Origin of the sequence: Desulfobacula phenolica (genome assembly GCF_900105645.1) — a bacterium.
GTDB classification, from domain to species: Bacteria; Desulfobacterota; Desulfobacteria; order Desulfobacterales; family Desulfobacteraceae; genus Desulfobacula; species Desulfobacula toluolica.
The window spans coordinates 1-9,474 of the sequence record NZ_FNLL01000025.1 but is presented as its reverse complement, the minus strand read 5'-3'; the positions used below and the strand labels follow the sequence as shown (position 1 = coordinate 9,474).

12 protein-coding genes and 1 pseudogene are annotated in these 9,474 nt (G+C 38.8%); 12 read left to right on the top strand and 1 reads right to left on the bottom strand.

Annotated elements, in window-relative coordinates; all coding sequences use genetic code 11:
- From BLT94_RS21050 to BLT94_RS21000, 10 genes are all read left to right on the top strand, one after another.
- Window positions 1-296: integrase core domain-containing protein (locus BLT94_RS21050; RefSeq protein ID WP_139169095.1), on the top strand; the 296-nt coding region annotated here is incomplete at its 5' end.
- A gap of 475 nt (window positions 297-771) precedes the next feature.
- The gene (locus BLT94_RS22230) at window positions 772-1,320 is read left to right on the top strand and encodes an integrase core domain-containing protein (protein ID WP_245743210.1); all 549 of its coding nucleotides are present in this window, start codon (window positions 772-774) and stop codon (window positions 1,318-1,320) included.
- Window positions 1,321-1,599: 279 nt separating this feature from the next.
- Window positions 1,600-1,884, top strand: a complete 285-nt coding sequence (locus tag BLT94_RS21040) for a type II toxin-antitoxin system RelE/ParE family toxin (protein WP_092238578.1) — start codon at window positions 1,600-1,602, stop codon at window positions 1,882-1,884.
- A gap of 4 nt (window positions 1,885-1,888) precedes the next feature.
- Window positions 1,889-2,215: a HigA family addiction module antitoxin gene (locus BLT94_RS21035; protein WP_092238575.1), complete on the top strand. Its 327-nt coding sequence runs from the start codon at window positions 1,889-1,891 to the stop codon at window positions 2,213-2,215.
- Between the two features lie 194 nt (window positions 2,216-2,409).
- Window positions 2,410-2,736 carry a hypothetical protein gene (locus BLT94_RS21030; RefSeq protein ID WP_092238572.1) on the top strand — a complete coding sequence of 109 codons (327 nt, stop codon included), beginning with the start codon at window positions 2,410-2,412 and terminating at the stop codon, window positions 2,734-2,736.
- 51 nt (window positions 2,737-2,787) lie between these two features.
- The gene (locus BLT94_RS21025; RefSeq protein WP_092238568.1) at window positions 2,788-3,258 is read left to right on the top strand and encodes a hypothetical protein; all 471 of its coding nucleotides are present in this window, start codon (window positions 2,788-2,790) and stop codon (window positions 3,256-3,258) included.
- Window positions 3,255-3,485 carry a hypothetical protein gene (locus BLT94_RS21020; protein WP_092238565.1) on the top strand — a complete coding sequence of 77 codons (231 nt, stop codon included), beginning with the start codon at window positions 3,255-3,257 and terminating at the stop codon, window positions 3,483-3,485. Before BLT94_RS21025 ends, BLT94_RS21020 begins: the two co-directional genes overlap by 4 nt.
- Window positions 3,486-3,674: 189 nt before the next feature.
- A complete protein-coding gene (locus BLT94_RS21015; RefSeq protein ID WP_092238562.1) occupies window positions 3,675-4,781 on the top strand; it encodes a Fic family protein in 1,107 nt (368 codons plus the stop codon).
- A gap of 274 nt (window positions 4,782-5,055) precedes the next feature.
- The gene (locus BLT94_RS21005; protein ID WP_092238556.1) at window positions 5,056-5,850 is read left to right on the top strand and encodes a type IV toxin-antitoxin system AbiEi family antitoxin; all 795 of its coding nucleotides are present in this window, start codon (window positions 5,056-5,058) and stop codon (window positions 5,848-5,850) included.
- Window positions 5,847-6,149 (top strand): nucleotidyl transferase AbiEii/AbiGii toxin family protein, encoded by a 303-nt coding sequence (locus BLT94_RS21000; RefSeq protein WP_092238553.1) that lies wholly within the window; start codon window positions 5,847-5,849, stop codon window positions 6,147-6,149. Before BLT94_RS21005 ends, BLT94_RS21000 begins: the two co-directional genes overlap by 4 nt.
- 55 nt (window positions 6,150-6,204) lie before the next feature.
- On the opposite strand, the pseudogene BLT94_RS22710 reads toward BLT94_RS21000, so the two are convergent.
- Window positions 6,205-7,743: pseudogene (locus BLT94_RS22710) on the bottom strand (IS3 family transposase).
- A 220-nt stretch (window positions 7,744-7,963) separates the two neighbouring features.
- Between BLT94_RS22710 and BLT94_RS20980 the strand changes: the two are divergent.
- Window positions 7,964-8,233 carry a hypothetical protein gene (locus BLT94_RS20980; RefSeq protein WP_092238544.1) on the top strand — a complete coding sequence of 90 codons (270 nt, stop codon included), beginning with the start codon at window positions 7,964-7,966 and terminating at the stop codon, window positions 8,231-8,233.
- Between the two features lie 126 nt (window positions 8,234-8,359).
- Window positions 8,360-9,121 (top strand): MBL fold metallo-hydrolase, encoded by a 762-nt coding sequence (locus tag BLT94_RS20975; RefSeq protein WP_092238541.1) that lies wholly within the window; start codon window positions 8,360-8,362, stop codon window positions 9,119-9,121.
- Window positions 9,122-9,474 lie beyond the last annotated feature (353 nt).

The following is a 9,474-nucleotide window of genomic DNA, read 5'->3' as shown; positions in this document are numbered from 1 at the left end:
ATCAAGGATCTCAATACACAAGTCACGAGTTTACAAAAGTATTGAAAGATAAGGACATTAAAATCAGTATGGATGGGAAAGGCCGGTGTATGGACAATATTTTCATAGAACGGCTATGGCGCAGCGTGAAATATGAAGAAATTTATGTAAACGAATTTCAATCCGTTGAGCAGCTGCGCAAGTCCTTGAAAAAATATTTCAATTTTTACAACCATGAACGACCTCACCAGAGTTTTAACGGGCAAACGCCAGCCGAAATATATTATGGTAAAAATCAGTTGAGGTTGGTGGGATGATGAAAACGATGTACCGAAAAACCCGCTCCAGCGGAAACCAACCCCTTCCGACGGGCAGATTTTGGGGTGCCCATTCTCAGGGCCTGGTTTCCACTTCCGCTAGTCGCCGAAGCAAATCTGAACGCCGAACCGTGACACAGAATTACGAACATTTTCAAAATGGAAAATGACGCTTAAATTGAATGAAAAACTGTCTTGACATTGGGGTCCACTATATACAGAATGGAAAAATTAGAAAATTTGCTAAAGTTGTTGTTCTCAACCGTTGTTTCGCTTTTTAAAAATCAGACTGCCCTGGCTATGGAAAATATTGCGCTGCGTCAGCAGTTATCCATATACCATCATTCCAAAAAACGGCCCAAAATCCGTTTACGAGATCGATTATTTTGGATTATAGCATCACGACATTGGAAAAAAACGATTCAGGGCAGGAAAGCCCCCCTCCCAAACATGGCGAACATTTTTAGAAAACCATATGCACAATACCTTTGCGATAGATTTCTTCACTGTACCGACTGCAAAATTCCGGGTATTATATGTTTTCATAGTTCTGTTGCATGAAAATCGAAAAATCATTCATTTCAATGTTACTGCGAATCCAAGTGCCGAATGGACAGCACAGCAAATCGTTGAAGCATGCCCATGGGATTGTGCACCAAAGTATCTATTGAGAGACCGTGACGGAATTTATGGCAAGGTTTTTCAAAACCGAGTCCGGGGTATGGGAATAGAAGAGATAAAAATTGCAGCAAAAAGTCCATGGCAGAATCCTTATTGTGAGCGAATGATCGGGAGTATCAGGAGGGATTGTGTTAACCATCTGGTTGCTTTGAATGAAGAGCATTTGGAGTGCAGGCTTTCCGAATATTTCAAGTATTACCATGAGTATCGAACGCATCTTGGCCTGGATAAAGATTCTCCATTAGGAAGGCCTGTCCAGAAAAAGCCTGAATCCAGAAAAGTCATTGGATTGAACCGTGTTGGCGGCCTTCATCATCGGTATGAGTGGCGAAAAACTGCATAAGAAAATTGTATAGTATATCCAACCCGAAACATTTTTTATGATATTTGATCTTTATGGGCAAAATTCATGTTCATTCCTTGATTATTTTTTGAATTTCATTAAATTTTTAATTCGTGACCTGTTCTTGTTTCAAACTTAACTATAATTTTTTTCAGATCTATTTTTTCTGATAAACAGGTAAAAGACTAGCCTTTCCTGAGCTAAACATAGGTACAAAAAGGGTAACCACTTATAAAAAATATCATTGACGATTGACGTAACGCGTCATATACTATTGGCATGATTAAATCTTTTAAAAATAAAGATACGGAAAAACTTTTTAATGACTTGGATGTAAGAAAATTCCGGAGTATATCCAGAGCCGCCAGAATAAAACTTGAAGTGTTGAATGCAGCCGTGTCTTTAAACAGTTTGAGAGTACCACCAGGGAATAGACTTGAACAATTAAAAGGCAACAGAAAAAATCAACACAGCATCAGAATAAACGATCAGTGGCGCATTTGTTTCATATGGAAGGAAGAGAATGCCCATGATGTAGAGATTGTTGATTATCATAAGGGGTAAAACTATGGAAAAAAAATTATCTCCAATAACACCAGGCGATGTACTTATTGAAGAGTTTCTAAGGCCAATGGGCATTAGTCAGAACCAATTGGCAAAAGATATCAATGTCCCGGCAAACAGAATAAGTCAAATCATTCATGGGAAAAGGGAAATTTCTGCGGACACAGCACTGAGGTTAGGTAAATATTTTGGAATTGAACCAGAATTTTGGTTAAACTTACAGCTCCGTTATAACATGAAAATAACTATAAGTAAGGTGGGGGAAAAAATTGAAAAGGAGGTAAAAGTCCATTTTTCAAATACACACGGTCAAAATTTTTCTCCTGCATAGTATCGCAATCCACCAACTTGTGACAAACTCGCGACACGACTTATGACATCCCTATAGAAACTTGTGGTCCATGGATTCAGACATATCCCGCAAATCAACTTCGACTCATCCGTGGACCATAAAATCCCAACAAAAAAATACTGACGGACGGGCCGCAGATTTTTGTGGTTCAAAATCATAGAATTTAAGTTGTTATGACAAAAAAGAAAAATTTACCGCCCAAATATCAAGTTTGGATTGATGCAAGAAAGAAGTTCAGACTTTCGCACGCACATATTCAAATGGCCAGAGAGCTTGGTATGAATCCAAAGAAATTTGGAAGTCTGGCTAATCATAATCAGGAACCTTGGAAGCAACCCCTTCCTGATTTTATTGAAAGCCTTTATTTAAAACGATTAAACAAGCAAAAACCTGAAAATGCTCGTTCAGTTGAACAGATTGTAAAAGATAAAAAGAAAAAACAACTTGAGCGTAAAGAAAAAAAGCTTTTAGCAAAGGGAAAAAGTCAACAGCCCGTTTAAAGTGTAGTAAATCTGAATGGATTTTTAACTTGGTGTTACATGGTTTAAAAAATGATCAATTTAAGCAATAAAGCTGCAACACGTTTTAAGGTTAAATGGAAGGAACTTGAGGAACGTTCGGGGGATTTCTGGAAAGTTGATATCATGATGATTGGCCGTGTTCCGATGTTGCTAATTGTTCATGAATATACACTGTTTACCATAATTCGCCGGAAATCGACGTTTCAAAATCTGCATAACGTTTCAAGCGAGATTCTAAAATCGTGTCCTTGGTATCACGGTCCCAAATCGCTTTCTCTTGGTAAAAACGGAAATCGAAAACTAAACGGTAGTGTGAATGAGATAAAACGGATAACAGCAGGTTTATACTCTCCAGAACAGATAAACGCTATGGAAATGTCAATAAATCAATGCATATTTTCTTATCTATCAACAAAAAAAAGAGACTATCTAAATCCGTTTGAAGCTGTTGAAAGTTACGTTAAAGGAAAAACACATTGGATAGAGGAAAATAAAAGATGAAGAAGCGAATCGTGCGGTTGGAGGATGATCTCTGGCGTATTCGGACGGACACCGGAGAGTTGTCCGCATCCGAGCGGGACGAACCAATTGAGTACTTCGGTGAGATCAAGTTAAATTACCGGATCGTCACCGGTCACGTATGCATCGCGGGATCAATCGACCGTGGATCTGTGTTCGAACGGTTAGAACACTTCTACGACGGTCGAGCCGAAGTCCTACCATTCTAAAAAATAGCAGGGATCGTCTTGATTCTGGGGCTATTTTTCACTTTTTTGGGCCCAACTCCCAATTAAACATATAGTTTTTTCTGACCCGGGGTTTGAGGGTTCTTCTTCTAAATTAATAGGTATTTTGCGTATCATGAATGATTGACAAAAAGCGTTCCGTCTTGTAAGGTTCTTAAAAATGAGACGCTAATGAGAAAAGATAGTATGCCAAAACCTTTTATACCAGAAAAACTGCCGCTTGAAAATATTAATTGGGAAGACCTACTCACCAATATCGTCAAAGCAAATTCTGCAGTGGCAAAGTTTGATGGTCTACTTGAAAGCATTTTAAATCCGTTATTATTTTTAAATCCACTTATGACCCAAGAGGCGGTATTATCATCAAAAATTGAAGGGACACAGGCGTCGCTGAATGAAGTTTTAGCGTTTGAGGCTGCTCCAAAAAGAAAACAGGATAATATTAACGATATTGAAGAGGTCATCAATTACAGGAATGCCCTTCTACTTGCTACAAAGGAACTTGAAAATAGACCCATCTGCTTAAACTTTATAAAAGACATGCATGAGATACTTCTACAGGGTGTAAGGGGTCAAAACAAAGCAAGAGGTGAATTTAGAAGAATTCAAAATTGGATTGGGAAACCAAACTCAACGATTGAAACGGCAAGTTATGTTCCTCCAGAACCGCATCTTCTTTTAGAATTTTTATCTGATTGGGAAAAATATTGCCACTACGATGAAAAAGACAAACTTGTACAATTAGCTATAATCCATGCTCAATTTGAAATCATACACCCTTTTTTAGACGGGAACGGAAGAATTGGCAGAATCCTTATTCCACTATTTCTATTTGAACAAAAAATTCTTAAGTATCCAGCATTGTATGTGAGTGAGTTTTTTGAAGAAAACAGGCAGAATTATTACGATAATTTAAGAGCAGTATCAGAGAAAAAAGCATGGCATGAATGGATTAATTATTTTCTTGAGGCAATTACCAGCCAAGCTATTAATAATACAAATCGGGCTAAAAATATTATTCAGCTGTATGAAGAAATGAAGCATATTATTCAAGATATAACCAAATCACGAAATTCTTTAAAAATTCAAGATTTTCTTTTTTCAAAATTAATATTTGAAACACCAGATTTCACAGAATCAGCAGGATTGTCAAAACCACATGCAGCCAAAGTGATAAAAAGTTTGCTCGAAAATAAAATAATAGACACCGTCGCACCTGCCCAAGGTAGACGCCCAGCAATGTATTCGTTTAAGCCTTTAATGGATATCGTTCAATAATTAAACGAGCTATCAGTACCATTGGAGTCACTCAATGATCTACTCCCAGCTTAATGAAAAAACAGTTGCGTTTTGTCATGGTGATTTGTGGGTATAAATTCCAACAAAAAAATGAACCGGGTGTGACCGGTTATTTTAAAGTTCCAGGCGGCTGCGCCGCCTGGAACGCGGTGCTGATAAATATGTTAACAAATCACAAGTATAACTTGTTAAATCATGACAATATTAAACTACCTACTTGAATTCAGTTTATTTTTCGATTATAATCACAAATATGACTGGTGAAAATAGGAATATATTAAACCGAATCCTTCGGAATTGGCCCAAAGGAACCGTGGGTACATTGGCATGGTTTCGAGATCATGGCGGATATCAGCAGCTCTTAGATTATTACCAAAAAGCACCTTGGGTAACTAAGGTAGGAAGTGGCGCATATATTCAATATGGCGACACTGTTGATTGGCGAGGGGGATTGTATGCTGTTCAGAATCAGTTAAATCTTTGTGTGCACGCTGGTGGGAAAACTGCTTTGGAATTATCTGGATTCGGACATAATCTCCAATTGGGGCAAACAGCAAAAGTATATCTTTTTGCGTCGGAAAAAATTCAATTGCCAACCTGGTTCATAAAACATCCATGGGAAGATGAATTTTGTTTTAAAAGGCTAAATATTTTCCAATCGCAACCAGATTATGGATTAATGCATTTTAATACGGGCAATTTTGAAATAAAAGGGTCTGCTCCCGAGCGTGCCATGTTTGAGCTGTGTGCCCTGGTTCCGAATTATCATTCGTTTGAAGAGGCTGGTCATTTTATGGAGAGTCTTTTATCCTTGCGATGTGAATATGTGCAAACTCTTCTTGAAAGCTGTAGTTCAATAAAAGCAAAACGATTATTCCTCTATTTTGCGGACACATATAATATGCCCTGGTTTCAGAAATTGGATATAAAAAAGATTAATCTGGGAAAAGGGAAACGACAGATTGCAGCCAAAGGGATTCTAAATAAAAAATATCAAATAACAGTCCCAGATGCAATAAGCAGTATCAGCTTAAAGGATATCCCATGAAAATGAACAAATATTTTGAGCAGGCCAAATTAATGCTGTCCATTCTTCCAATAGTGGGGCAGGAAAAAGAATTTGCCCTAAAAGGTGGGACTGCTTTGATTTTTTTTTATTTAAATCTGCCGCGCTTATCAGTTGATATCGATTTAACATTTCTTCCAGTTAAGCCAAGGGATGAAACTTTAGCGGAGCGTCCAGGCTGGCTTAATAACGGTGGATGTCAAGCAAGATGTCACCTTTTTCTAAAACACTTTGTTAATATTCCCGCAAAATCCCCTCATGACCTCCGACGGATAATTTGAGGATCCATTCTCGCCCATGAGGGATTTTTGCTAATGCTATACCCATTTCTGACATCTATGCAGCCCTCTTTGCCGTATCAGTGGATTGTTTTACCTTCTTAAATCTTTTTAAAACAACCTCTGTAACGGGTTTCCAGTTCCTTGTTTTTTTTGACCATCTTTCAGGATGTTTCGTTTTAGCCTTCTGATACACATGATGACGATTTTTAAGGATTTGTATATCCCTGCCGTTGTGTCGATCTTCCGGAGTGACATAATTAATGCCGCTATGCAGATGCTCCTTATTATACCAATGAATAAAACGATTTGCCCATTCTCTGGCATCAAATAGATTTTCAAATGGTTTGTCAGGATATTCCGGTCGATATTTTAATGTCCTGAACAATGACTCTGAGTATGGATTATCATTGCTGATACTGGGTCTGCTGAATGAGGGAATAACTCCCAAATCCTGAAGCTTTGCAAGCATGGTGGCATATTTCATGGGAGATCCATTATCAGAATGCAAGGTGACTTGTTCTTCTGAAATTTTTTCTTGATTGCAGGCATCCGTTATAAGTTCAGCTGCCAAATCACCGGATTCATATTCATAAACTTGACATGCCACGGCTTTTCGGCTGTATAAATCCATCACCATATATAGGTAAAAGAACCTGCCCCTTACTGTTGACGGCAAATACGTTATGTCCCAGCTCCACAACTGGTTCGGGCCATTTGCAATCAATGGATCAGGACTGTGCCTTTTTGCGGGAAGACTGGATTGACGGTGTTTATTCATTTTTAAGTCCCTAAGAATTCTGTACATGGTTGATTCAGAACCCAGATAAATTCCCTGGTCAGCAAGTCTTGGTACGATCTGATTTGGATTGGACTCAGCAAATTCAGGCACTCTAATACATTGGCTATCCGGGTCTTTTCATCATCAGACAATTTGTTACCAGGGTCGGCTCGGGAGCCTTTTCGGCTGTCCAATAGACCATTTTTGCTCCACCGCTGAAGGGTTCGAATGGTCAGTCCCAATAATTGGGCTGCCTTGCTTTTTCGTGCCCCTGATTTACAGGCCTCTGAAATCAATTCCAACACAGTTTTTTTGTCTTCTTGACTGATCAATCGTCCTCTGACTCCCCCCAGATTTCCCGGGCTTTTTTTTAAGAACCAGCAAGGCTGCTGTTTCTGCAAGAGCTTTGTCTTTACGGGACAGGTCTTTTTTTAGAGCAGCGATTTCATTTTTAAGATTTTTGTACTTTTCAATTTGTTCTTTATTCGCCTTCGGTATTATTGCTGATATGGCATCTTTTTTCCACTGGTCCAAATTATGGATAAAAATACCATTTTTGCGGCACCAGGCAGTGCGTTCGTCAGCAGTCATGGAACCTGTTTTAATTATTGCTGAAATACGTTCTTCGGCTGTCCAGTCTTTGGGGCGTTTTTCTTTTGATTTCAATTTTATGCTTCCGTTTTGTTTGTATTCTCTTAACCATTTACCGATTGTAGACCGGCCAACACCTAATTCTTTTGCAATTTCATGGTGGGGTTTGTTTCCCTGTAACACCTTTTTTAACACAGCTTCTTTTAATTGAATAGAATATCCCATATTTATCACCTCAATGCCCCGAATTTAATTTTTAATTGAGGCGACATCTATCCTGACACAGGGGGGTTTTGATGCCGATGAAAATTTACAAATGAAAGAAATTCAAAAAATTGCAATTGCTAAGGCTAAAGAATTCATCCAAAATGGTTTGTCCAATTTTTGAAATGTAACCCATCATTGCAACGGTCGGGGGCCCCTGTACTCAAAGGTTAAAGGTAAAATGGAAGAAATAATAGGCCAAAAAGGATATCAAAATCACTATTGTGACAATATGCCCACTGAGGGTATAGCGGTTATTTATTCTGATCCATATGAAGTTGGAGAAAAGAAGCAGTGGTGGTTATATATGTACGAAGAAGCAACTGAAGAGGATGTGGAGGAATTTGAGGCAGAAGAGGTTGGTGAAATATTATCAAACTACGAAATACCAATTACATTTTGTCCATTCTGCGGCATTGATTTGCGGAATATTAAAATAACGTGTATTTAAGCATCAAATCTTATAATTCCGGGAATTCCCGGGGCAGCTTACTTAATTCAACAAAAAACATGCTACGGTCAAGCCTTAGATTATCAGCATTCGATGTGAATTACAAAAATATGAAAACAAAATTATATGAGTGATTGGTTTACAATAGATCAGATCGATAGGGAAACTTATATCATAAGCGAGTACCGGCACTGGGAAGAAACACATTGTTATCTCCTAAATGGCTCTGAACGCAGTTTGCTAATTGATACAGGATTGGGAATCTGTAATATTCATGAACAAGTCATAGAACTAACAGACAAGCCAATTACCGCAATAGCAACCCATATTCACTGGGATCATATTGGCGGACATAAATCTTTCCCAGACTTTTACGCTCATGAAAATGAACTCAATTGGCTTAGTGGAGAATTCCCACTAACAATGGACGTAATTAAAGGTATGGTCGTTGATCGATGTGACCTGCCAGACGGTTATGATGTAAATCAATATGAGTTCTTTCAAGGTAAGCCAACAAAAGTGCTAAAGGATAATGAAGTTATTAACCTTGGTAACCGTTCTATTCAAATACTGCATACTCCCGGCCATTCTCCGGGGCATATGTGTTTCTGGGAAAAGGAGCGTGGCTATATTTTTACCGGGGACTTGGTTTATAAAGACACCCTGTTTGCATACTTTCCGTCAACCGATCCCGAAGCATATCTCAACTCGCTTGATCGAGTCGCATCGCTATCGGCGAAACATGTGTTCCCTGCACATCATACTTTGAGTATTCAGCCCGAGATTATAGGTAGAATGCGTGATGCTTTTCAGCAGTTGAAGGCTGAGGGTAAATTGTACCATGGAACTGGCACATTTGACTATGGCGATTGGGCAGTATGGCTATAAAAGGAAAGACCCCTAACGAATAAGGTTAGATTGTGTGAGCGCAGCGAACCACAATCTGAACCGTTTGTTGGACAAGCCCGGTCACCATATATAGAAAATAGCTTTTTAGGGTAAGGCGTTTGATCAGACGGATGTTAGGCGGGACCGGTCCTTTTTTCGAAAAATCGATCTTTGAAATTTATTTGCCAGATTCTCAAGGCTGTCTGAAGCAAAAAATGCTGTTTTTTGCACGCAGGTATGCATTGCCGGGAGAACCAGTTTTGTTTTGCGATCAGTGATGTGTGGATATTGAATTAAATATCACCTCCTATTGGCTTAATCATGCTGGTCAGGCAACCAGCGGCAGGGTTATT

Coding starts and splice junctions, on each gene's coding strand:
- BLT94_RS22230 (WP_245743210.1), top strand. CDS start 772: ATGCACAATACCTTTGCGATAGATTTCTTCACTGTACCGACTGCAAAA.
- BLT94_RS21040 (WP_092238578.1), top strand. CDS start 1,600: ATGATTAAATCTTTTAAAAATAAAGATACGGAAAAACTTTTTAATGAC.
- BLT94_RS21035 (WP_092238575.1), top strand. CDS start 1,889: ATGGAAAAAAAATTATCTCCAATAACACCAGGCGATGTACTTATTGAA.
- BLT94_RS21030 (WP_092238572.1), top strand. CDS start 2,410: ATGACAAAAAAGAAAAATTTACCGCCCAAATATCAAGTTTGGATTGAT.
- BLT94_RS21025 (WP_092238568.1), top strand. CDS start 2,788: ATGATCAATTTAAGCAATAAAGCTGCAACACGTTTTAAGGTTAAATGG.
- BLT94_RS21020 (WP_092238565.1), top strand. CDS start 3,255: ATGAAGAAGCGAATCGTGCGGTTGGAGGATGATCTCTGGCGTATTCGG.
- BLT94_RS21015 (WP_092238562.1), top strand. CDS start 3,675: ATGAGAAAAGATAGTATGCCAAAACCTTTTATACCAGAAAAACTGCCG.
- BLT94_RS21005 (WP_092238556.1), top strand. CDS start 5,056: ATGACTGGTGAAAATAGGAATATATTAAACCGAATCCTTCGGAATTGG.
- BLT94_RS21000 (WP_092238553.1), top strand. CDS start 5,847: ATGAAAATGAACAAATATTTTGAGCAGGCCAAATTAATGCTGTCCATT.
- BLT94_RS20980 (WP_092238544.1), top strand. CDS start 7,964: ATGGAAGAAATAATAGGCCAAAAAGGATATCAAAATCACTATTGTGAC.
- BLT94_RS20975 (WP_092238541.1), top strand. CDS start 8,360: ATGAGTGATTGGTTTACAATAGATCAGATCGATAGGGAAACTTATATC.